The sequence below is a fragment of the Actinopolyspora mortivallis DSM 44261 genome (genome assembly GCF_000384035.1).
In the GTDB taxonomy this organism is placed as follows: Bacteria; Actinomycetota; Actinomycetes; order Mycobacteriales; family Pseudonocardiaceae; genus Actinopolyspora; species Actinopolyspora mortivallis.
This window is the reverse complement of record NZ_KB913024.1, coordinates 2,890,439-2,912,051: the sequence shown is the minus strand read 5'-3', so window position 1 is coordinate 2,912,051 and position 21,613 is coordinate 2,890,439. Positions and strand designations below refer to the sequence as shown.

The 21,613-nt window shown below is 69.7% G+C and carries 18 protein-coding genes and 1 riboswitch; of the genes, 13 read left to right on the top strand and 5 right to left on the bottom strand.

What is annotated here, in order from left to right:
• Positions 1–38: 38 nt before the first annotated feature.
• The gene (locus ACTMO_RS23730; RefSeq protein ID WP_245556174.1) at positions 39–374 is read right to left on the bottom strand and encodes a hypothetical protein; all 336 of its coding nucleotides are present in this window, start codon (positions 372–374) and stop codon (positions 39–41) included.
• A 297-nt stretch (positions 375–671) separates the two neighbouring features.
• On the opposite strand from ACTMO_RS23730, the gene ACTMO_RS0113755 reads away from it, so the two are divergent.
• The 3 genes from ACTMO_RS0113755 to ACTMO_RS0113745 all read left to right on the top strand — a co-directional run bounded on the left by ACTMO_RS0113755 (position 672) and on the right by ACTMO_RS0113745 (position 3,183).
• On the top strand, positions 672–1,355 hold the full coding sequence (locus ACTMO_RS0113755) for a GntR family transcriptional regulator (RefSeq protein ID WP_019855272.1): 684 nt from the start codon (positions 672–674) through the stop codon (positions 1,353–1,355).
• Positions 1,356–1,524: 169 nt separating this feature from the next.
• Positions 1,525–2,718 (top strand): MFS transporter, encoded by a 1,194-nt coding sequence (locus tag ACTMO_RS0113750; RefSeq protein WP_019855271.1) that lies wholly within the window; start codon positions 1,525–1,527, stop codon positions 2,716–2,718.
• 33 nt (positions 2,719–2,751) lie between these two features.
• The gene (locus ACTMO_RS0113745) at positions 2,752–3,183 is read left to right on the top strand and encodes a hypothetical protein (RefSeq protein WP_019855270.1); all 432 of its coding nucleotides are present in this window, start codon (positions 2,752–2,754) and stop codon (positions 3,181–3,183) included.
• A gap of 18 nt (positions 3,184–3,201) precedes the next feature.
• Here the strand turns inward: ACTMO_RS0113745 and ACTMO_RS0113740 are convergent, their stop codons facing one another.
• Entirely contained in the window at positions 3,202–3,579 is a 378-nt protein-coding gene (locus tag ACTMO_RS0113740; protein WP_019855269.1) for a hypothetical protein, read from the bottom strand.
• 385 nt (positions 3,580–3,964) lie between these two features.
• On the opposite strand from ACTMO_RS0113740, the gene ACTMO_RS0113735 reads away from it, so the two are divergent.
• Complete coding sequence (locus ACTMO_RS0113735; protein ID WP_026449229.1) at positions 3,965–6,070, top strand: transglycosylase domain-containing protein; 2,106 nt, start codon at positions 3,965–3,967, stop codon at positions 6,068–6,070.
• Positions 6,071–6,135: 65 nt separating this feature from the next.
• Here ACTMO_RS0113735 and ACTMO_RS0113730 read toward each other — a convergent pair whose 3' ends face one another.
• A complete protein-coding gene (locus tag ACTMO_RS0113730; protein ID WP_019855267.1) occupies positions 6,136–7,098 on the bottom strand; it encodes a CPBP family intramembrane glutamic endopeptidase in 963 nt (320 codons plus the stop codon).
• 153 nt (positions 7,099–7,251) lie between these two features.
• Positions 7,252–9,540 (bottom strand): 5-methyltetrahydropteroyltriglutamate--homocysteine S-methyltransferase, encoded by a 2,289-nt coding sequence (gene metE / locus ACTMO_RS0113725; protein ID WP_019855266.1) that lies wholly within the window; start codon positions 9,538–9,540, stop codon positions 7,252–7,254.
• Positions 9,541–9,678: 138 nt separating this feature from the next.
• Positions 9,679–9,930, bottom strand: a riboswitch (cobalamin riboswitch).
• Between the two features lie 170 nt (positions 9,931–10,100).
• On the opposite strand from metE, the gene ACTMO_RS0113720 reads away from it, so the two are divergent.
• The 3 genes from ACTMO_RS0113720 (at position 10,101) to ACTMO_RS0113705 (ending at position 14,187) form a co-directional block, all read left to right on the top strand.
• A complete protein-coding gene (locus ACTMO_RS0113720; protein WP_019855265.1) occupies positions 10,101–11,450 on the top strand; it encodes a serine hydrolase domain-containing protein in 1,350 nt (449 codons plus the stop codon).
• A 705-nt stretch (positions 11,451–12,155) separates the two neighbouring features.
• Entirely contained in the window at positions 12,156–13,823 is a 1,668-nt protein-coding gene (locus ACTMO_RS0113710; RefSeq protein WP_026449228.1) for a sodium:solute symporter family transporter, read from the top strand.
• Positions 13,824–13,899: 76 nt separating this feature from the next.
• Entirely contained in the window at positions 13,900–14,187 is a 288-nt protein-coding gene (locus tag ACTMO_RS0113705) for a hypothetical protein (protein WP_019855262.1), read from the top strand.
• Positions 14,188–14,210: 23 nt separating this feature from the next.
• On the opposite strand, the gene ACTMO_RS0113700 is transcribed toward ACTMO_RS0113705, so the two are convergent.
• Positions 14,211–14,978 carry an IclR family transcriptional regulator gene (locus ACTMO_RS0113700; protein WP_019855261.1) on the bottom strand — a complete coding sequence of 256 codons (768 nt, stop codon included), beginning with the start codon at positions 14,976–14,978 and terminating at the stop codon, positions 14,211–14,213.
• A gap of 263 nt (positions 14,979–15,241) precedes the next feature.
• On the opposite strand from ACTMO_RS0113700, the gene ACTMO_RS0113695 reads away from it, so the two are divergent.
• From ACTMO_RS0113695 to ACTMO_RS0113670, 6 genes are all read left to right on the top strand, one after another.
• On the top strand, positions 15,242–16,207 hold the full coding sequence (locus ACTMO_RS0113695) for a U32 family peptidase (protein ID WP_342670110.1): 966 nt from the start codon (positions 15,242–15,244) through the stop codon (positions 16,205–16,207).
• The gene (locus tag ACTMO_RS0113690; protein ID WP_019855259.1) at positions 16,204–17,373 is read left to right on the top strand and encodes a mandelate racemase/muconate lactonizing enzyme family protein; all 1,170 of its coding nucleotides are present in this window, start codon (positions 16,204–16,206) and stop codon (positions 17,371–17,373) included. The genes ACTMO_RS0113695 and ACTMO_RS0113690 overlap by 4 nt, the downstream gene beginning before the upstream one ends.
• Positions 17,370–18,377 carry a zinc-dependent alcohol dehydrogenase gene (locus ACTMO_RS0113685; protein WP_019855258.1) on the top strand — a complete coding sequence of 336 codons (1,008 nt, stop codon included), beginning with the start codon at positions 17,370–17,372 and terminating at the stop codon, positions 18,375–18,377. The genes ACTMO_RS0113690 and ACTMO_RS0113685 overlap by 4 nt, the downstream gene beginning before the upstream one ends.
• A gap of 34 nt (positions 18,378–18,411) precedes the next feature.
• The gene (locus ACTMO_RS0113680) at positions 18,412–19,878 is read left to right on the top strand and encodes an aldehyde dehydrogenase (NADP(+)) (protein ID WP_019855257.1); all 1,467 of its coding nucleotides are present in this window, start codon (positions 18,412–18,414) and stop codon (positions 19,876–19,878) included.
• Positions 19,879–19,971: 93 nt separating this feature from the next.
• Positions 19,972–20,439, top strand: a complete 468-nt coding sequence (gene arfB / locus ACTMO_RS0113675) for an alternative ribosome rescue aminoacyl-tRNA hydrolase ArfB (RefSeq protein ID WP_157062892.1) — start codon at positions 19,972–19,974, stop codon at positions 20,437–20,439.
• Positions 20,440–20,586: 147 nt separating this feature from the next.
• Positions 20,587–21,489 (top strand): patatin-like phospholipase family protein, encoded by a 903-nt coding sequence (locus tag ACTMO_RS0113670; protein WP_019855255.1) that lies wholly within the window; start codon positions 20,587–20,589, stop codon positions 21,487–21,489.
• The last annotated feature ends 124 nt before the right edge of the window (positions 21,490–21,613 follow it).

Here is a 21,613-nt window from a genome sequence, read left to right as displayed (position 1 = left end):
ATGCGTCCGGGCCAGCAGGTTCTCGACCTCAGTCAGGCCTATCGCTCGGGTGCGGCCCGGGCCGCGCGGCCGCCGACGGATCGGGGATCGCCCACGAGCCAGCCCTGCGCCCGCCACCAGTCGGCCGCCGAGCGCAGCGCGTCCAACCGCGCGTTGACCGTCGCCGCCGCGCAGGCACCCCAACGGCCGACGAACCACAGCCCGATCCTCTCGACCGTGGACTCCTCGTCCAACACCGCCACCGATGTGGCCGCGCCGACCTCGGCGACCAGAGCACGCAGCGCGGTGCCGTACGCCCGAGCGGTGTTGCGTTGGTCACCTCGCCCAAAACCCCTCCACCGCGGCCGCGAGCCCCGGCGGGGTGGGACCGACATCGAGCCGGTGCACAGTACCCAACAGCAGGCTCCCGGCGCTATCGCGGATAAGCAGGCAGAGTCACCACGCCCGCAGGAGCGGGTTCTGCCGGACCGCCGAGCACACTACCGCAGATAATCACGAACCCTCTACGGTACAGCCCACAGCCTTCAGTGCACCAACAGGCCGAGTCTCCGACCAGGAGCGTTGAAGCTTAGCGCCGTCTGTCGTTCGGATGTTCCTCAAGCCCCGTACACTGCGGACGTCCCGCACGGGATCGGTGGATCCGGCAGCGAGCACACCCGGTTGGAGCGTGGATGGACACCCCGGACACCTGGGAGGAACTGCTCACCTCCGACCGACCCCTGCTCGATCGCGCCAGCACGGCGGAGCGAGTGGCCGACGTGCTGCGCCGACGGCTGCTGGAGGGGGACCTTCCCCCGGGGACCCGGCTGTCCGAGGAGAACGCGGGGCGAGCACTGGCCGTGTCCAGGAACACACTGCGGGAGGCCTTCCGGCTGCTGGTGCACGAGCGGCTGCTGGTGCACGAGTTCCACCGGGGCGTCTTCGTGCGCGTGCTCTCCGTGGCCGACGTGGTCGATCTCTACCGGATACGTCGCCTGTTGGAGTGCGGTGCGGTGCGCGCGGCCCGGCAGGTTCCCCGCAGCCGCGTGGAGGCGGTCGAGCGTGCGGTCGAGGAGGGCGAGCGCTCGGCGGCCCGGCACGGATGGCGCGAGGTCGGCACCGCCAACATGCGTTTCCACGAGGCCCTGGCCGCGTTGGCGGGCAGCCCCCGGGTCGACGAGACCATGCGGCAACTGCTCGCGGAGCTGCGGCTGGCCTTCCACGCGATGCCCCGGCTGCGGGAGTTCCACCAGCCCTACCTGGCCCGCAACCGGGAGATCGCCGAGTTGGTGGCGCGCGGAGAGTACGCGGCAGCCGGGGACCGGCTCGACGAGTACCTGGACGTGGCCGAACAGCAGCTGCTCGCCGAGCACTGAGTCACCTGCGGGGTGACCGCCGGTTCCCCCGGCCGGGAGCTCCGGTGGGCTCGCCGTGGGGAACTGTTCCGCCACGTCCTCGGGAGTCGCCTTCGCGAGTGATCCACCGGGACGAGCCCTCACTGGTGTCGCCGGGCTGCGGGGACCTCAGCAGCGACGGAGGAGAGTGATGTCCGTTTCGACCAGGCGTGGAGCCCGTTCCGGTCACGGCCGCTCCTTCACCGCGTTGCTCGTGGTCACCTCGGGGGCCTTCGTCGGCTATGTGCTGCTGCTGCCGGTGGTGCCGCTGTGGGCGGTCCGGTCCGGGGCGGGTGAGACGGGAGCCGGTCTGACCAACGGGGTTTTCATGCTGGTCACGGTGCTGACCCAGCTGATGATGCCGTGGTTGCTGCGCACCCGTTCGCCCCGCTGGCTGCTGGCCGTCGGAACGCTGCTGCTCGGGGCGGGCGCGCCGCTGTTCGGGCTGTTCACGACGCTTCCCGGGCTGTTGACGGTCTCCGGAGTGCGTGGCGTCGGGTTCGGACTGCTCACCGTCACGGGCAGCGCGTTGGTGGCCGAACTCGTGCCCGCCCACCGACGTGGTCGTGCTTCGGGACTGTACGGACTCGCGGTCGGGCTGCCCCACGCGGTGATGCTGCCGGTGGGAGTGCGGCTGGCCGAACTGCTGGGGTTCGTCCCGCTCTTCTGGATCTCCGCCGTGGTCCCCGCGCTCGCCGCGACCGCCGCCACGGGGCTCGGTCGGGTCACCCCGTCCCGGGACCGCCCCGCCGAGGGCGGGACACCGCTGAGGCGGGGGCTGCTGATGCCGTGGCTGGCCATGACACCGGTCTCGGTGGCCGCCGGCGGGCTGGTGGCCTTCCTGCCGCTGGCCGTCGGATCCGGGGAGGGTTCGGCGGGTCTGCTGGCGTTCGGTGCTGCCACGGTCGGTTTCCGCTGGGTCGCCGGGCACCTCGGTGACCGGATCGGCTCCTCCCGACTCCTGCTGCCCGCCGTCTCCGTCGCGGCCGTGGGGTTGGTCTCACTCGCGCTCGGCAGCACCGGGAACGGCTGGCTGGCCGTGCTCGGGGCCTTCGGGGTGGGAGCGGGCTTCGGAGGGTTGCAGAACGCGGCGTTGGTGCTGATGTTCGAGCGCGCTTCCGCCGGGGCGGCCAGCACAGCCTGGAACATCGCCTATGACGCGGGCAACGGGATCGGCTCGGCCGGTTTGGGGGCCGTGGTGGCCGTGGGCGGGTATCCCACGGGGTTCCTCGTCTGCGCCGTGCTCGTCGCGGCGGGTTTTCCCGCCGCCCTGCACGTGGCGCGTCGGGCACGGCAGGGAGTGACTCACGCCTCCCCGGCGTCTCGCTGTGGACGGAACAGGTGAGCGGCCACCGTGGGCCCACCCTACAATGGCCGTGTGAAGGGCAGGTTGTTCGCACCACGGCTGGTGCTGCTGCACCTGGTGTTCCTGGCGGCGGTGGTCGCCTCCGGCTGGCTGGGCTGGTGGCAGTGGGAACGTGCCCACGAGGCGGGAGGCAGTTTCCAGAACCTCGGCTACGCGCTGCAGTGGCCGTTGTTCGGTGGTTTCGCGCTGTTCCTGTGGTACCAGGTCGTGCGGATGGTCAACGGCACCGAACTGCACCGGCAGGGAGAGGCGATCACCGTGCCGAGCGCGACCGAAGGCTCCGAGTCCGCCGGTGAGGACGCCACGGAGCGGGCCACGGGACGTGCCCGCCGGCGCTCCCCGGTGCCTCCGCCCGCCCCTCCCGTCACCGAGGAGGAGGATCCCGAGCTCGCCGAGTACAACCGCTACCTGGCCGAGCTCAACGCGGCGGCACGGTCGCGGTGACCCTCGGCGCCGCCGCCTTCAGTGGAACTCGATCCTGTCGAACCGCTCCCCCTGGACCACGTTCTTCGCCTCCCCGGAGAACTGGTTGGTGACCGTGTGTGTCCCCCCGTTCAGCTCGCGGTGGATCGGGGCGCCTTCCGCGCGCAGCCGCTCGGAGAACTCCTCGTCGGCGGACTCCAGTAGGCGCAGCTGCCGGGCCAGCGCGGTCACATCCGCCCGCCGCGTGGCGTCGTTCTCGACGGTGTCCAGCGCCGCCCGTGCCCGCTGGTCCTGTTCGGACTTTCCGCGCAGCAGCTCGCGTACTTTGACCAGCGCGGCCCTGCCCGCGCTGCCGAGCGCGACGGCGGCCTGCCCCGCGAGTGCGGTGGCCACGGACTCCAGGAAGGGATCGGACATGGGATTTCCTCCCGACGGGGGACCGGCCCGGTGATCCGGTCCGTTGTGGGCGGTGTCTCGTCCCGCGAGTGTATCCGGACGTGTGCGCGGTGTTGGTCGTTCTCCGAAAGGAGCATTCCCCTGACACCGAGCACCCCGGTATCCTTTCCGGTGATGTCGATCACTTTTCGCTGACCCGGTGCGCGGTCGTTCCGGCGCAGCGGCGCACAGCGGAACCGGGGGTCGGGAGGGTGTGATATCAAGTGGTTGAGCGACGACGGGGGAATCGGCGCGGCGTCCGATCCGACCCGGCGCCACGATCCCCCGGGGGTTCCGGATTCGCCTGTGACGAAGACGTGGTTCGTTGCGAACCCCGATGTCGATGCTCTGCTCCGTGGACACGAGCATGATTGGGGCTGGCGTGCGGCGCGGTGGCGTGCTGTTGAAACTGTTCGGACTCTGTGTACTCGCCGGGGTGCTGGTGGCCAGCCTGATGCTGCCCGCCGCGCTCGGGGCCGGTGCCGCGGTGAACCAGACCTCCTCGGCGATGGCGCGGATGTCCACCTCGCTGCAGAAGGCGCGGATGCCGTTGACCACCAAGGTGCTGGACCGCAACGGCGATCCGATCGCCTACTTCTACGACGACTACCGGGTTCCCACCTCCGCCGACGAGATCTCGGACACCATGAAGGCCGCGATCACCGCGGTCGAGGACAAGCGCTTCTGGGACCACAACGGCGTCGACTGGCAGGGCACCATGCGTGCGCTGGCCACCAACCTCAGCAGTGGTTCGGTGGAGGAGGGTGCCTCCACGCTCACCCAGCAGTACGTGAAGAACTACCTGGTGCACGTCGTGGCCGACACCGGCATGGAACGCCACGAGGCCAAGGAGACCACCGTCGCCAGGAAGCTGCGCGAGGCGCGGTTGGCGGTGGAGCTGGAACGCACCATGAGCAAGAAGGAGATCCTGACCGCTTATCTCAACGTGGTGCCGTTCGGCAACCAGACCTTCGGGATCGGAGCGGCCGCGCGGACCTACTTCGGGACCACACCGGACAAGCTGACCATCTCACAGTCGGCCCTGCTGGCCGCGTTGGTCAACGCTCCCGGCGCCTTGAACCCGAACCTGAACCCGGAGGCGGCCAAGGAACGGCGTGACCTGGTCATCGAGCGGATGACCGAGCCGGGTAACAAGATCCGCATCACCAAGGAGGACGCCGAACGGGCGAAGAAGCAGCCCCTCGGGGTGCTGGATCCGCTCGGGCGTCCGCCGAGCAGCTGCATCGGGGCGGGTGGAAGCGCCACCAACGGGTTCTTCTGCACCTACCTGCGGAACTACCTCAACCGCGTGGGCTTCAGCGACAAGGATCTCGAACAGGGCGGCTACACCATCCACAGCACGATGGACCCGGAGGCCACCAAGGCGGCGAAGAAGGCCGCCGAGGCCCAGGTCCCCAAGCGTTCCGACAACATCGCCAACCCCATGGCGATCGTGGAGCCCGGCAAGGACAGCCACAAGGTCCGCGCCCTGGTCGCCAACCGTGACTTCGGCAACGACGCCAGCAAGGGGCAGACGGCCTACAACATCACCACCCGGGTCGCCGGTTTCGGCGCCGGTTCGGTGTTCAAGATCTTCACCGCCGCCGCGGCGATCCAGCAGGGCTGGAGCCCCGAGGACACGGTTCCGGTGCCGTCCTCCTACACGACCTACGAGTTCGGTCACGGCCAGGAGTGGACCGTGCACAACGCCGAGGGTGTCTCCTCCGGCAGCAGGAGTCTGCGGAAGGCGCTGGCGACCTCCCCGAACACCGGCTTCGTGTGGCTGCTGGAACGGGTCGGGCTGGACAACGCCGTGGACATGGCCAAGAAGATGGGGCTCCGGAAGAGCCTGTCCCAGAAGGTCGACCAGGAGGGGAGGCCTTCTGCGGACGGTGAGCTCACCCGCGCCCAGTTCGTCAAGCGGACCGAGCAGGGGTCGTTCACCCTCGGTGTCGATCCGGTGAGCGTGCTGGAGTTGTCCAACGTGATGGCCACCATCGCCAGCGAGGGGACATGGTGCCCGCCGACTCCGGTGAGTTCGATGACCGACCGTAACGGCGATCCGGTCGAGATCGAGGAACAGTCCTGCGAACAGGCGATCTCACCGAGCACGGCACACGGGCTGGCGCAGGGGTTGGCCGACGACCACAAGGCGGGCGGTACCTCGCACGCCGCCGCCGAGGCCGCTGGTTGGCAGCGCCCGCTGATGGCCAAGACGGGAACCACACAGAACTACCGCTCGGCCGCGCTGGTCGGGGCCACACCCCAGATGGCCGGAGCCGTGATGACCTACTCCGACGGTCCGCCCTACGACGGCATCTGCGTCAACGGCAGTGCACCGCCGTACCAGTGCGGTAACGCGGTGGGCAACCTCTACGGCGGCACCATACCGGCGCGGACCTTCTACCCGGCGATGAAGAAGGTCCACGAGGGACTGCCGGTCGAGCGGCTTTCGAGCATCGGGAAGAACTGAGCCGACACCGGGCCCTGCCCGTGGAGGGCCCGGTACGTCGAGGACGGCTGTTCGCCCGGAACGCCTCAGGTGTGGTGGAACCGGCGAACGCCACGGCTGATGCCCGGTTCGTCCTCCCGGCGGGCGGGCAGCCGCACCGGCAGGCGCTGCAACGCGACGAGCACCAGGATCAGCAGCGCCAGTACGATCCAGCCGCTCCACCCGAGCAGTCCCACCGACACGTTGGAGACCGGTTCGCCGGGCGCGTTGAACACGGCGGGCAGCACCGCCGAGGCGTTGAGGAATCCGTGGGCGACGGCGGCGGGCCACACGCTGCCGGAGGCCAGTCGCAACCATCCCAGCAGGGTGCCGACCAGGCCGCAGAACACGATCATCATGACGAAGGCGGCCACCACGGGAATCGTCGGGTAGTTGTAGCCCAGCACCAGCAACGGTGCGTGCCACAGTCCCCAGAGGACACCGGTGACCAGGAAGGCCCCGGGCTGTCCCAGCGGAAGCAGCGCCCTGGTCAGATAGCCGCGCCAGCCCAGTTCCTCCCCCACGGCCGGGATGACGTTCAGCCAGCCGAACACGAACACGTTCACCAGCAGCAGTGCCAGGCCCGACACCGCCGAGCCGGGGGAGTCCTCGGTCAGCGTGAACCGCAGTTGTCCCGGCAGTCCGGAGAAGTCCAGCCAGTGCGCGTCGTAGACGGTCAGCGCCCAGCCGACCAGCAGAGCCAGCATCATGGCCACCGGCGCGCCGATCCAGCCGAGCAGCGCGTACCTCCACCACCCGCGGATTCCGCGCTGGTGCGTGATGCCGACCGCGCGCAGCGGCCGACGTCGGGGACTGATCCACCGCTCGGTCACCAGCGCGGCCACACCGGGCATGAACATCATCGCGACCAGCAGTGGCGGGGACCAGCCCGAGGACAGTCCCTGACCGGACAGCCACAGGGGCAGGGTCAGCAGCCACGCCGGAACATAGGCGATCAGCACGAAGCCGACCACACCGCGAACGTCCACTCGGTCGTACTCGGATCTCATCCGTACATTCTGCCAAGACCGCGACCGCTCGGGGCGTGAGAGCCCCGCCAGCGAAACGGGCCGCCGCCCGTGGGAGCGCGGACGGCGGCCCGGAGGGCCTCCCCGCCGCTCATGGCTGGGGAAGCGGCGCGGAGGCCCTTTCGGCGTGCGGAATCAGTTCAGAGAGTCGCGCACCCGTACGGCGGCGGTGCGCATGTTCGCCAGGGCCGTTCTCACCTCCTCGTAGCCACGGGTCTTGAGCCCGCAGTCCGGGTTCACCCACAACCGGTCGGCCGGGACCGCCTCCAGCGCGGCCCGCAGCGACTTCTCGATCTCGCCGACCTCGGGCACCCGGGGGGAGTGGATGTCGTAGACCCCGGGGCCGACCTCGTTGGCGAAGCCGACGGAGTTGAGGTCGTCCAACACCTCCATCCGGGAGCGCGCGGCCTCCAGACTGGTCACGTCCGCGTCGAGGTCCACGATGGCGTTGATGACCTCGCCGAACTCCGAGTAGCACAGGTGGGTGTGGATCTGGGTCGAGTCCGCCACCCCCGAGGTGGCCAGCCGGAAGGACCGCACCGCCCACTCCAGGTACTGGCCGTGCTGCTCCGAACGCAGCGGCAGCAGCTCGCGCAGGGCCGGTTCGTCCACCTGGACCACCCGGATCCCCGCGGACTCCAGGTCCACCACCTCGTCGCGGATGGCCAGGGCCACCTGTTCGGCGGTCTCGGCCAGCGGCTGGTCGTCGCGCACGAACGACCAGGCGAGGATGGTGACCGGCCCGGTGAGCATCCCCTTGACCGGTTTGTCCGTCATGCCCTGGGCTTCCTTCGCCCAGCCGACCGTGATCGGGTCCGGTCGGGAGACCTCGCCGAACAGGATCGGCGGGCGCACGCACCGCGAGCCGTAGGACTGGACCCAGCCGTTCTCGGTGCTGACGAAACCCTCCATGTGCTCGGAGAAGTACTGCACCATGTCGTTGCGTTCGGGCTCGCCGTGCACGAGCACGTCCAGTCCCAGTTCCTCCTGCAGCTCGATCACACGGCGGATCTCGTCGAGCATTCTGGACTCGTAGGTGGCCCGGTCGATCCGTCCGTTGTTGAGCTGGGCGCGTGCCTTGCGCACGTCGGCGGTCTGGGGGAAGGAACCGATGGTGGTGAGGGGAAGCGGTGGCAGCCCGAGCGCCTGCCGCTGATCCGCACGCCGTTTCGCCCTGTCGCCACGCCGGGCGTGTTCGGGACGTAGCTGCCCGGTGCGGGCGCGTACTCTCTCGTCGCGCAGCCGGGTGGCGTTGCGCCGGTCCTCGATGGCGGCTCGGGCGTTGTCGAGCTGTTCCCGTACGACCTCCCGGCCCTCGTGTAGCGCACGATCGAGCAGCACCACCTCTTCGACCTTCTGCTTCGCGAAGGCCAGCCACGACTTCACCTGTGGGTCGACGTTCCGCTCGAACTCCACGTCGTAGGGAACGTGCAGCAGCGAGCAGGAGGTGCCGACCGCCACCTCCCCGGCCAGGCCGAGCAGGGTGGCCCCCGTGGCCAGCGCGTGGTCGAGGTCGGTGCGCCAGATGTTGCGCCCGTCGACCAGCCCGGCCACGAGGGTCTTGTTCCGCAGCCCGGTCAGGCCGGAGAGCACGTTCGTCGTGGTGGCACCGGCGACGAGGTCGACACCGAGGGCCTCGATCGGGGTCGAGGTGAGCACCTCGAGGGACTCACCGGGGTCCCCGAAGTAGGTCGGCACGAACAGCTTCGGCCGGGCCGAGAGCCTGCCGAGCCGTTCGTAGGCACCGCGCAGCTTCTCCAGCTCGGAGGACCGCCGGTCCGCGGCGAACGCCGGTTCGTCCAGCTGCACCCACTCCACGCCGGCGTGGTGCAGCTCGCTCAGCAGTTCGGCGTAGCTCCGCACCAGGTCGTCCAGCCTGTCCAGGGGAGTGAAGGAGTCGGGGGCCTCGGCGGTCTTCTTGGACAGCAGCAGGAAGGTCAGCGGTCCGACGAGTACCGGGCGGGTGGTGATCCCCATCCGTTCCGCCTCGCGGAACCGCTCCACCGGGGTGCGGTCGGCGAGGGAGAAAGTGGTCTCCGGGCCGATCTCGGGGACGAGGTAGTGGTAGTTGGTGTCGAACCACTTCGTCATCTCCAGCGGGGGAGTGGACTCCACTCCCCGGGCCATGGCGAAGTAGGTGTCCAGCGGGTCGAGCCCGAGCGCGCGGTAGCGTTCGGGGATCGCCCCGAAGGTCACGGCCGTGTCCAACACCTGGTCGTAGTAGGAGAACGTGTTGCTCGGTACGGATCCCAGACCCGCGTCGTGCAGTTCCCGCCAGGTTCGGGCGCGCAGTTCCGCCGCCGTTTCACGCAGTTGGTCCTGGCCGATTTTGCCGACCCAGTAGCTCTCCAGCGCGCGTTTGAGTTCGCGGCGCGGCCCGATCCTGGGATAGCCGAGTACGGTGGATCCGATCTTGCTGGTCAAAGCCCTCTCCTCGCGAGCTCGACGACACGGTCACCGAGACCCCGGAGGAAGGCGGCACAGACGGCACGAGGTGAGTGGGAGCCCGCACCCTCGGTCCTGTCGGCCTTCCCGCGAGGCCCCGGACTCGCGCATCCGTGCACCGGACGCGCACCGATGGCAGGTCTTCGGACTCGTGGGCGTCTCCGGCGTACCGGTTCTCCTAGTGGCCGTCGGCTTCCCGGGTGCGCACACCCAGTGCCGGGTTCCGCGGACGACTCTCGACGTGTCCGGGGACGGCGTTCGTTCCCACACACCGCTGCGGGGCAGTCCCGGATTCGCACCGGGTTCCCTCTTGCCTCACCGTGCCGGTTCGTTCGCACCGGCCGGTGAACCATCGGCGCCGGAATGGTTGCGCGTGTGGAGTCTTTTGGCAACCCCCGGTGGCGGATCCGCTCCTTCGGCGGGCCGAGTCCACCGCCTCGTCCGCTGGGATTTCACCGTCGGGTGTATCGGTGATCACAGTGCGAGGCGGGATCCGCGGCAACTTGCCAAGCGGTGTGTCCGCGCGAAAGCATGTCCCCATGCCGAGCGAACTGCTTCCCGCGACGCGACGCGCGTTGTTGCACAGGCTGGCCGTGGAACAGTCCCGCAACCGGGTTCCCTCACTGGTAGCCGGGTTGGTCCGGGACGGTGAGACCCTGTGGGTGGACGGTCGGGGGACGGTGCGTACCGAACGTCCCACCGTGGACACGCAGTACCGCATCGGCTCGATCACCAAGACGTTCGTCGCCGTCCTCGTGCTGCGGCTGCGGGACGAGGGGCTGCTGGAGCTGTCCGACCGCTTCGGCGAGTACGTCCCGGGCACCGTGGTGGACGACCGGCCCGTCTGGCAGCTGCTGGCGCACAACAGCGGGTTGAGTTCCGAGCCGGCGGGGCAGTGGTGGGAACGGGTCCCCGGCTGGGCCCCGGAGGAATTCCTGTCTACGGTGGATGATTCGCAGCTGCGCGGGGAGCCCCGGCACGTCTTCCACTACTCCAACACGGCCTTCGGGCTGTTGGGGCGGCTCGTGGCCCGACTGCGCGGAAGGGAGTTCGGTCGGGTGCTGCGCGAGGAGGTGCTCGACCCGCTCGGCATGAGCCGCACCACCCTCGAACCCGTCGAACCGTACGCTCCCGGCTGGGCCGTTCATCCGTGGGCCGACGTGCTCCAGCCGGAGCCCGCCGAGGACGCCGGTGCGATGGCTCCGGCGGGACAGCTCTGGTCCACGGTGGGCGACATGATCCGCTGGCTGCGCTTCCTCACCGGCGAGACCGGGGGAGTGCTGAGTCCGGAGACGTTGACCGAGATGTGTCAGCCGGTCAGCGTGGACGACGGCGACGAGTGGACCCGTGGTTTCGGGCTCGGCCTGCAACTGGCACGGCACCGGGGGCGCAGGCTGGTCGGTCACGGTGGTTCGATGCCGGGCTTCCTGGCCAACGTGCTGGCCGACCCGGCCGAGGCCACCGGGGTGGTCTTCCTGGCCAACACCACCTCCGGGGTGGGGCCGCTGGCCACCGATCTGCTGGACGTCCTCGAGGAACACGAGCCGCGGATCCCCCCGGAGTGGCATCCGAGCACCGAGGTCTCCGAGCGGACGCTCGAACTGACCGGCCTGTGGTACTGGGGTCCGATCCCGCACCTGCTGCGGGTGTTGCCGGACGGGCTGCTCGAACTGTCGGCCTGGAAGGGGCCGGGAAGAACCTCCCGGTTCCGTGCCGAGGAGGACGGGACCTGGGTGGGACTGGACGGCTACCACCGTGGCGAGGTGCTGCGTGTCGTCCGTTCCGGGGACGGAAGCCCGCACTGGCTGGACCTGAACACCTTCGTGCTCACCCGGAGTCCCTACGACCCGCAGGCACCCGTTCCCGGCGGAACCCGTCCGTGGACGTGACCGCGTCGAGCCGGGGGCGGCACCGTGCGGTGGTGGGTGCTGCCCCCGGCTTCGGCGTGTCGGACTGAGCGGGTGCACCGCGGACGTCCGCCGAGGATCGCGGGGGCGTGGTGTGGACGAGCGTCCCGCACGGTCCCGTGGACGTGCTACCGACGGACGCGGGGCCTGGTCGCGGTCGGCGACCGGCTTCTCGTGGCCGGGTCGGACACCCGCTCCCTCCGATACGCGGGAACCCGCTGACTGACCGGAACCGGTTTCACTCGGATGTGGGACCGGTGAGTGCGGCGAACAGGTCGACGTGGACGCCGTCCGTGTCGAGCACGCGCGCGTAGTGCTGTCCCGTCCCACATCAGGCGGAGTCGTCTCCATGTGGGGCAGTGTCGGACTCCGACGGCAGGTCCGGACCGAGTCCTCGGTAGCACGCCAGGGGCCGTGCCACCCCCTCGGCCACCAGGCCGATCGCGTTGAATTTCCTGGTCATGGCTGCGCGTTTGTCGCGCTCGGCGACACTCGTCCCGACCGGAACGGAGACCGCTCCCCGAAGCGGTGCCCTCTTCCGTCGCGGCATGGGGCTCACTCGAAAAGTGGAGTAGCCGTATGTGTTGACCGTCACTCGATCGTGTCGTAGGTTGTCCGAACAACGTTCGGCATACCGAACATGCGATTGGAGAGCCAACTCGCGGACAGCGACAGGATCGGACGACGATGCACACTCTGGCCGATGGGCTAAGGCTGTCGATGAACTGGATGGACAGCCTCATTCTTGTCATCTATTTCGCGGTCGTACTCGGGATCGCGTTCGCCGCCAAACGCAGCGTGCACACCACACTGGACTTTTTCCTGTCCGGGCGTTCCCTGCCCGCGTGGGTGACCGGACTCGCGTTCGTCTCGGCGAATCTGGGCGCCACCGAGATTCTCGGAATGGCCGCCAACGGGGCACAGTACGGTGCCTACACCATCCACTGGTACCTGATAGGCGCCATCCCGGCCATGGTTTTCCTCGGCCTGGTGATGATGCCTTTCTACTACAACTCCAAAGTACGCAGTGTTCCGGAGTTCCTGCTCCTGCGGTTCAGCCGCTCCTCGCACCTGCTGAGCGCGAGCATATTCGCGGTCGCCTCGGTGCTGATCGCGGGAGTCAACCTGTACGCGCTGGCGATCGTGCTGCAGGCGCTGCTGGGATGGCCGATCCCGGTGTCCATCGTGGTGGCCGGGCTGTTCGTGCTCGCCTACATCGTCATCGGCGGACTCACCTCGGCCATCTACAACGAGGTGCTGCAGTTCTTCGTGATCGTCGCCGCGCTGGTCCCACTCACCGTGCTCGGACTGGTCCGGGTCGGCGGGGTGAGCGGACTGATCGACAAGGTGACGGCCGCCGAGGGCACGCAGTTCCTCACCGCGTGGGGCGGAACCGGATTCGGCCAGGACAACCCCCTGGGCGCCAACTGGCTGACCATCACCCTCGGGCTCGGATTCGCCATATCCTTCGGCTACTGGACCACCAACTTCGCCGAGGTGCAGCGTTCCCTGTCGGCCAAGAACCTCTCGGCCGCGCGGCGCACCCCGCTGATCGCGGCCTTCCCCAAGATGTTCATCCCGCTGATCGTGGTGTTGCCCGGGCTGATCGCCCTGGTCGTGCAGCCGAACATCGGCCAGCCCGGCAGCGAGTACGACTACAACTCGGCGATACCGCTGCTGATGGCGGAACTGTTGCCGAACGGTGTGCTCGGTCTGGCCGTGACCGGGTTGATGGCCTCCTTCATGGCCGGTATGGCGGCCAACGTCTCCAGTTTCAACACGGTTTTCACCACCGACATCTGGCAGGCCTACATCAAGCCCGGGAAATCCGACGCGCACTACCTGGTCGTCGGGCGTGTCATCACCGCGGTGGGCGTGGTCGTCGGAATCGGAACGGCGTTCATCGCCGCGTCGTTCAGCAACATCATGAACTACATGCAGACGTTGTTCTCCTTCTTCAACGTCCCGCTTTTCGCCACCTTCATTCTCGCCCTGTTCTGGAAGAGAATGACGGCCCAGGCGGGATTCTGGGGACTGTTGGCGGGAACGGTCGCGCCGATAGCCTTCTACAGCATGTACCGGGCGGGAATCGTGGACATGAGCACCGACCAGGCGGTGAACATGACCTCCTCGATCATCGCCTTCGCGGTCGACGTGGCCGTGAGCGTGCCGATCGCGCTGGCGACCCGGCCGAAGACGGAGGCGGAACTGGCCGGGCTGGTCTACACGAAGGCCGACGCGCGGACCAAGGGAGAGCTGCAGAAGGGTGACGACGCCTGGTACCGCAAACCGGCCCTGCTCGGTTGGGGAGCCGTGGCACTCGCCGCGCTGTGTTACGTGCCGTTCTCGGTGTGAGGTTCCACCGGCCGGGACCGGCGACGGGGCGCTCGTCGAAGACGCCCGGTCGAGAAGCTACGTTGGGAGGTAGTCCTTGTCCGAACACCCGGATTCCCCGCAGGAGCAACCCGAGGCCGTCGCGCGCAGCGGTGCCGGCAAGCTGTTCGACGTGCGGACCGTGATCGGTGGTCTGTTCGTGGTCTACGGCGTGCTGGTGGGCGTGGCGGGGCTCTTCCCCACCGAGGAGGGGCTGGCCAAGGCCCAGGGGATCAACATCAACCTCTGGACCGGTCTGGCGATGCTGGTGCTCGGTGGTCTCTTCCTGCTGTGGGTAAGACTTCGCCCGCTGGAGACACCCGGGATCCCCGGATCGGGGGACTGAACGGGTTCACCCCGCGGCGGGGGTCAGTCAGCGCGGTGCCCGAGCCTCTCCGAGAGGTTCGCGGCACCGCGCACTACTGTCTCGGCCAGTTCGCGCTCGACCCGCTCGTTCCAGCGCAGGATGGGAACGGCGATGCTCATGGCGGCCACCACCTCGTGGGAGTGGTCCCGTACCGGGGCGGCCACGCAGGCGACCGAGTCGTTGGACTCGCAGTACTCCCTGGCCTGACCGGAGCGGCGGGCGACCTCGGCCAGCTCGGTGAGCAGGCTCGGGTAGTCGCTGATGCTGTTGTCCGTCATGGGAGTCAGGGTCGTCCCGCCGTAGAGCTCGTCGAGTTTCTCCCGGGACAGTGGGGCGAGCAGCGCCTTGCCCACGGCGGTGCAGTGGGCGGGGATCCTCCGGCCCACGGCCGAGACCATCCGCACCGGGTGCCCGCTGTCCACTTTGGCGACATAGAGCACGTCGGTGCCCTCCCGGATGCCGATGTGCACCGTCTCGTTGCACTGGCGTGAGGTTTCCTCCGCGGCGAGGTGTCCCTCGCGGGCCAGGTCGAGCCGGTCCGCGTAGGCGGATCCGAGTTGGAATCCCCGTACGCCCAGTCGGTAGCGGGAACCGTTGTCGCCGGCGTGGGTGAGATAGCCGCGTTCCACGAGGGTGCCGAGCAGTTCGTGCACCGTGGTCCGGGGAAGTCCCAGCCTGGACGTGATCTCGGGAGCGCTCAGTTCCGGCTCGTCCAGGAAGAGCTCCAGGATGTCGAAGGCCCGCTCCAGGGCGGGTACTGCTCGTGCCACCGCGGTTTCTCCTCCTGTTCTGCGGCGGATGCGCCTCGGGTCGCGCCGGCTTCGTGAGCGGGTGTCGAGCGGTTTGGGGCCGGTATTTCGGACAGTTTACCCGTCACCGGCTCGTCCGTTCGGTCGTGGCTTCGTCCCGTTCGTTTCCCGGCGTCGCGGCTGGGCGGTCGCTGTTTCCGTGTGGGCGGCACCTCGCGGCCTATTGACCCGGTTGGACGCCGTGATTATTGTTCGAACAGCGTCCGATATTTCGAACGGAGTGGGTGTTGGATACACGAACGTTCTTGCGATCCCAGGGGTTACCCGCGGAGGATGTCGGATCCCCGCCCGCCAGCCCCAAGCGTTTCCCGGACGGGGCGCAGTACCGGGTGGAGATCCCCAGCACCGAAGGTCCCGAGGTGCTCGACGCTGTGCTCGCCGAGGCCGCCGAGCGGGACGTGCCGGTCCACCGGATCTCGCAGGGCAGCGGGGCCCTGCTGCTCACCGACGAGGAACTGGCCAGGATGGCCGACACGGCCGGGCGCGCCCGTGTGGAACTGAGCCTGTTCGCCCGCCCCCAGGCCGGATGGCACACCGGGGCCATGGTCGCCGCGCCCGCCGGAGGTCTCGTCGCGGCCCAGGCCCGGGGCACCGAACAGCTCGTGCACGTGCTGGAGGACGTGCGCCGCAGCGCCGAGGCGGGCGTGCGCAGCGTGCTGATCACCGACCTGGGCGTGCTGTCGGTCGCCGCGCGGATGCGTGAGCAGGGCGAACTCCCCGCGGACATGCGCTTCAAGAGCAGCGTTCAGATGGCCCTGTCCAACCCCGCCTCCGTGGCGCTGGCCGAGCGGATCGGCGCCGACACCTACAACGTGCCGACCGACCTCTCCGTCGGCCAGCTCGCCTCGATCCGTGCCGCCACGGACCTTCCGCTCGACGTCTACGTCGAGTCCCCCGACGACCTGGGCGGGTTCGTGCGCCACTACGAGATCGCCGAGATAGTCCGGGTGGCCGCCCCCGTCTACGTCAAGTTCGGGCTGCGCAACGCTCCGGACATCTACCCGAGCGGCAGCCACCTGACCTCCACGGCGATCGCGCTGGGACGGGAACGCGTGCGCCGCGCCCGGATCGGCCTGGACATGCTGCACCGGTACATGCCCCAGGCGACCACCTCGGAACTGCCCACCCCGGACCTCGCCGTGCCCCACGGCGAGCCCGTCGCGAGCGAGACAGCGGGAGAACTGCGATGAGAATCACGAAACTGGAACCTCTGGTCCTGGGAACCCCCTGGCGGGACATGACCTACGTACGGCTGCACACCGACGACGGACTCGTCGGGGTGGGCGAGACACGGATGCTCGGGCACACCGAGGCGCTGCTGGGCTACCTCAACGAGGCGGCGCGCAACCACGTCGTGGGAGCCGATCCGTTCAACATCGAGGCGCTGGTGTGGCGGATGAAGCGCGGCGACTACGGCCGGGCCGGTGAGGTCGTGATGTCCGGCATCGCCTGCGTGGAGACGGCCTGCTGGGACCTCATCGGCAAGGCGCTGAACCAGCCGGTGTGGCGACTGCTCGGCGGCAACGTCCGGGACCGGATCAAGGCCTACGCCAACGGGTGGTACACGGTGGAGCGCACCCCCGAGCAGTTCCACGAGGCGGCCCGCACCGTGGTGGAGCGTGGTTACCGGGCGCTCAAGTTCGACCCGTTCGGACCCGGACGCTGGGAGCTGGAACCCGCCGAGACCCGCCGCTCGGTGGAGCTGGTGGAGGCCGTGCGGGACGCGGTCGGTCCCGACGTCGAGATCCTGATCGAGATGCACGGGAGGTTCACCCCCGCGCAGGCCACCCGCATCGCCGCCGACCTCACCCCCTTCTCCCCCAGCTGGATCGAGGAACCGGTTCCGCCGGAGAACCCCGAGGCGCTGAGCAAGGTCTCGGCGGGCACCACCATTCCGGTGGCCACGGGTGAGCGCATCCACGACCGCTTCGAGTACCGCGAGCTGTTCGCCCGGCAGGCCGCCGACGTCATCCAGCCCGACATCGGCCACTTCGGCGGGATCTCCGAGACCCGGAAGGTGGCGGCCACAGCGGAGACCCACTACGTGCTGCTCGCCCCGCACAACGTGGGTGGTCCGGTGCTCACGGCGGCGAACCTGCACCTGGCCGCCGTCACCGAGAACTTCAAGATCCAGGAGCACTTCAACGACTTCGCCGACGCGCACGTGAAGCAGGCCGCCCCGGGACTTCCCGAGGTGGAGGACGGTTACTTCGCGCTGCCCTCCGGGCCCGGTCTCGGTGTCGAGCTCGACGTGGACTTCGTCCGGGAGCACCCGGCACGGGGAGCCCGCTTCGACCTCTACGCCGAGGACTGGCAGTTCCGCGGGACCAAGGGAACCCAGGGAGCTGCCTCATGAGCGACGCGCCCCGCGCGGTGCGGATCGAGGAACCGGGCGTGCTCCGCCTGGTTCCCACCGATCCGACACCGCCCGGCCCCGGCGAGGCCCTGGTCGAGGTGGCCTACAGCGGCATCTGTGGCTCCGACCGGGAGGTCTTCACCGGTGGACGGCCCGAGGGCTTCGTCCGTTACCCGGTGGTGCCCGGCCACGAGTGGTCCGGCAGGGTCGCGGCGGTCGGCACCGGTGTGGACGAGGGGCTGCTCGGGCGGCTCGTGGTGGGCGAGGGGTTCCGCTCCTGCGGGGTGTGCCCGCGGTGCCGTCGAGGGGACACCAACCTCTGCGCCGCCGAGTACGACGAGACCGGGTTCACCAGCCCGGGGGCCTGGGCGGACTGGCTGACCCTGCCCGCCCGGCTGCTGCACGTGCTGCCCGACCACGCCGACCCGCGCAGCGCCGCCGCGCTGGAGCCCGCCGCGTGCGCGGCGGCGGCCACGCTCAAACTCGCCCCGGTGCCGGGCGAACGGGTGGCCGTGGTCGGCGGCGGCAGTCTGGGACTGCTGACCACCCAGCTGATCGCGGCCTCCTCACCCGGTGAACTGACCATGGTGGAGCCGAACGAGCGTCGCGCGGAACTCGCCGAGAACTGCGGGGCGAGCCGGGTGTGTTCCCCGGAGCGGGCGCGGGGCGAACTCGGTGGTTACGACGCGGTAGTGGAGGCGGCGGGGGTCTCGGGCACGGCGGAACTGGCCACCGCCCTCGCCCGACCCGCCGGACGGGTGGTGCTCACCGGGGTCGCCGCCCAGGACTCCGTCCCACTGGATCCGGCCCGGCTGGTTCTCTCGCAGCTGACGGTGCACACCGTGTTCGGCGCTCCCTCCCACGCCTGGGTGCACGCCGTGTCGAGTTTCACCAGTGGGGCGCTCGACCCCGGGGTGATCGTCACCGAGGAGTTCGGACTGGAGGAGGCCGAGCGGGCACTGCGTTCCCTGGAACGGAACGTGAAGACGCTGCTGAGGCCGTGAACGACGACGAATACCCGAGGAGGTTGCACACTCCATGACAACGACACCTCCGAGCACCACCGAGGCTCTCGACTCCGTGCTCGACAGGGCCAGCGCCGCCTCCGAGAAGCTGGAAGGTTTCCGGCCGGCGGACACGGCCCGGCTGCTGCGTGGGATCGCCGACACGCTGGACGCGGCGGGCGAGGAGCTCGTTCCCCTGGCACAGCGGGAGAGCAACCTGCCGGAGGGGCGGCTGCGCGGAGAGCTGGTGCGCACCACGTTCCAACTGCGCCTGTTTGGTGACCTCGTCGAGGAGGGCGCCCACCTGGCGGCCACGATCGACTCCGCGGATCCGGAGTGGCCCACCGGGGCCCGCCCGGACCTGCGTCGGATGCACCTGCCGCTCGGGCCGGTTCTGGTGTTCGCGGCCAGCAACTTCCCCTTCGCGTTCAGCGTGGCCGGTGGGGACACGGCCTCGGCCCTGGCCGCCGGATGCCCCGTGGTGGTCAAGGCCCATCCCGGACACCCCGAACTGTCCCGGCGCACCGCCGAGCTCGTCGAGGGAGCACTGGCCGAGGGCGGCGCGCCCGAGGGGACCTTCGCGCTCGTCGAGGGCACCGACACCGCGCGCGCGGCGCTGCTCGACGAACGGATCCGCGCCGGGGCCTTCACCGGTTCGCACGGCGGTGGTCGCGCGTTGTTCGACCTGGCGTGTTCCCGGGCCGAACCCATCCCCTTCTACGCCGAGATGGGCAGCGTGAACCCGGCGTTCGTCACCCCGGAGGCGGCCTGGCGGCGCGGAGCCGAGATAGCCCGCGGCTACCTGGACTCCTACACCCTGGGTGTCGGGCAGTTCTGCACCAAACCGGGACTGCTGTTCGTTCCACGCGAGCAGCTGCCGACCTTCGAGGAAACCCTGCTCGCCGAGGTGGGGAAGCGTTCCGCCGCCCCGATGCTCAACCCGGACATCGAGCACGCCTTCCACGACACCCTGGCGTCCCTGCGGGGGCACTCGGCGGTGCGGGAGCTGGTCGCCGGGACCAGCACCGAGGAGGGGGTGAGCCCCACCCTGCTGGCCACCGGGGCGAACGAGTTCCTCGACCACTCGGACGAGCTGCTGCGGGAGTGCTTCGGCCCCGTGTCGGTGCTGGTCGCCTACTCCGACACCACGGAACTGTTCCGCGTGGCCGAACGGTTCTCTGGCGAGCTGACCGCCACGGTCCACGGCGAGGAGGACGAGCAGCCGGTCGCCTCCCTGTTCGGGATCCTGCGCCGCAGGGCGGGGCGCCTGGTGTGGAACGGATGGCCCACCGGGGTCAGCGTCACCCACGCGATGCAGCACGGTGGACCCTACCCGGCGACCACGGCCCCCACGCACACCTCGGTGGGGACCGCCGCCGTGGAGCGCTTCCTGCGGCCGGTCTCCTTCCAGAACTCGCCGCGGGTGGTGCTTCCCGAGGCGCTGCGGGACGACAACCCCCTCGGGATCCCGCGTCGGGTGGACGGGGTCCGGCACTGCTGAGTGGTGGTCCCCGCGTCCCGGTGCGGAGACCACCTCCGCACCGGGACGGGTGTCGCGGCTCACGTCCCGGAACACCGGACGGATTCCGGATTGATGTCCGAGCAGGCCGGGCGGGATGCTCGGGGTGTGGCCGACGAACTGCGCGTGAACCACCGTGTGAGCATCCCGGAGTCCGAACTCGTGGAACGGTTCTCCCGGTCCTCCGGGCCGGGAGGCCAGCACGTGAACACCACCGAGTCCCGGGTCGAACTCGTGTTCTTCCCGGAGAGTTCGCGGGCGCTCTCGCGGCGGCAGCGCGAGCAGGTGCTCACACGGCTCTCCCACAGGATCTCCGCGGGAGCGTTGACCGTGGCGGAGGACGGCAGACGCAGCCAGCTCGCCAACCGGAGGCAGGCCCGGCGCAGGCTCGCCGACCTGCTGGCCGAGGCGTTGCGCCCCGCCCCGGCTCCCCGCAGGCGCGGCGGACCCAGCACCGGGGCGAAGCGCAGGAGGCTGGAGGACAAACGGCACCGTTCCGCGATCAAGCGCACCCGCGGGCGCGGCCGGATGGAACGGGAGTGACTCCCGCCGCGGGTGCCGTGCGGCGAGGGGGCGAGGCAGAACCCGATATCCTGGGACACCGTGTGCGCGGGGTGTCCGTGGCGGCCACCGCCACCGGCAGGTGCCCCGAACACGAGAACGGCGGAGTCCGAGACGAGGGGGACACGGATGTCGACGGCGTGGGTGCTTCCGGGCGGATCCACGTTCGGGGCCGTGCAGGCTGGTCTGGTCAGCGCGTTGTTCGAGGTGGAGTCCCCACCGGACATGCTGCTCGGCACTTCCGCCGGGGCGTTGAACTCGGCCTGGCTGGCCGCCGACCCCACGCCGCGCGGTGCCGAGCGGCTGCGCGAGATCTGGCGGACGATGCGGCGCGGTGAAGTGTTCCCGGTCGAACCGATGCGGATCCTGGCCGGGAAGCTCGGACTGTCCGACCACCTGATGAGCAACAGGGGACTGGCCGGGTGGCTGCATCGCACGTTGCCCTTCCGGCGTCTCGACCAGGCCGAGGTGCCCCTCACGGTCACCGCCACCGACCTGGAGAGCGGCGAGGCCGCCTACTTCACGAGTGGCCCGGCCCTGCCCGCCCTGGTGGCCTCCTGCGCCATCCCCGGCGTGTTCCCCCCGGTGGAGATCGGAGGACGTCGTTTCGTCGACGGTGGCCCGGCCGCGTTCATGCCCATCAGCCGCGCCGTGGAGCAGGGCGCGGAGCGGGTGTACGTGCTGCCGTGCGGGGGAAAACGGCCGCTGGACTCGGCGGACTTCGAACAGCTCCCCGACAAGGGAGTGGGCGGATCCATTCCGGCGGTCAACGGTGCCGCGTTGAGCGCGGCCATGTACGCGGCCTCCGAACTGGACATGCAGCTCAACGCCGCGCGTTGTGAGCTCTACGTGCTGCCCGCTCCGAAGGTCGACCGGCTCTCCCCCTACTCGTTCAAGCACTCCGCGGCCCTGATCGACTGGGCGTGGCGCACCGCCGCGGAGTGGCTGCCGAAGGCGTGTCCCGTGCCCGCCGAGCCGGTGGACATCGCGGGGGTTGCTCGCACAGCCCGGCGGGGTGTGGAAACGGCCTGATCCAGGCGGGACCGCCGTCGAGGAGTCCGCGAGGGTGGTTCGACGGGTTCCCGTGTGTTTCCCGGGGTTGCGGGACTGTTTCCCGCCCCGGCCCGCGGCGGGTTCGCCTCCGGTGCGGCGAGCC

Excerpts from the sequence above, each read along its gene's own strand:
- ACTMO_RS23730 (WP_245556174.1), bottom strand. The coding sequence starts at position 374 with ATGTCGGTCCCACCCCGCCGGGGCTCGCGGCCGCGGTGGAGGGGTTTT.
- ACTMO_RS0113755 (WP_019855272.1), top strand. The coding sequence starts at position 672 with ATGGACACCCCGGACACCTGGGAGGAACTGCTCACCTCCGACCGACCC.
- ACTMO_RS0113750 (WP_019855271.1), top strand. The coding sequence starts at position 1,525 with ATGTCCGTTTCGACCAGGCGTGGAGCCCGTTCCGGTCACGGCCGCTCC.
- ACTMO_RS0113740 (WP_019855269.1), bottom strand. The coding sequence starts at position 3,579 with ATGTCCGATCCCTTCCTGGAGTCCGTGGCCACCGCACTCGCGGGGCAG.
- ACTMO_RS0113735 (WP_026449229.1), top strand. The coding sequence starts at position 3,965 with ATGATTGGGGCTGGCGTGCGGCGCGGTGGCGTGCTGTTGAAACTGTTC.
- ACTMO_RS0113730 (WP_019855267.1), bottom strand. The coding sequence starts at position 7,098 with ATGAGATCCGAGTACGACCGAGTGGACGTTCGCGGTGTGGTCGGCTTC.
- ACTMO_RS0113720 (WP_019855265.1), top strand. The coding sequence starts at position 10,101 with ATGCCGAGCGAACTGCTTCCCGCGACGCGACGCGCGTTGTTGCACAGG.
- ACTMO_RS0113710 (WP_026449228.1), top strand. The coding sequence starts at position 12,156 with ATGCACACTCTGGCCGATGGGCTAAGGCTGTCGATGAACTGGATGGAC.
- ACTMO_RS0113690 (WP_019855259.1), top strand. The coding sequence starts at position 16,204 with ATGAGAATCACGAAACTGGAACCTCTGGTCCTGGGAACCCCCTGGCGG.
- ACTMO_RS0113685 (WP_019855258.1), top strand. The coding sequence starts at position 17,370 with ATGAGCGACGCGCCCCGCGCGGTGCGGATCGAGGAACCGGGCGTGCTC.
- ACTMO_RS0113680 (WP_019855257.1), top strand. The coding sequence starts at position 18,412 with ATGACAACGACACCTCCGAGCACCACCGAGGCTCTCGACTCCGTGCTC.
- arfB (WP_157062892.1), top strand. The coding sequence starts at position 19,972 with ATGTCCGAGCAGGCCGGGCGGGATGCTCGGGGTGTGGCCGACGAACTG.
- ACTMO_RS0113670 (WP_019855255.1), top strand. The coding sequence starts at position 20,587 with ATGTCGACGGCGTGGGTGCTTCCGGGCGGATCCACGTTCGGGGCCGTG.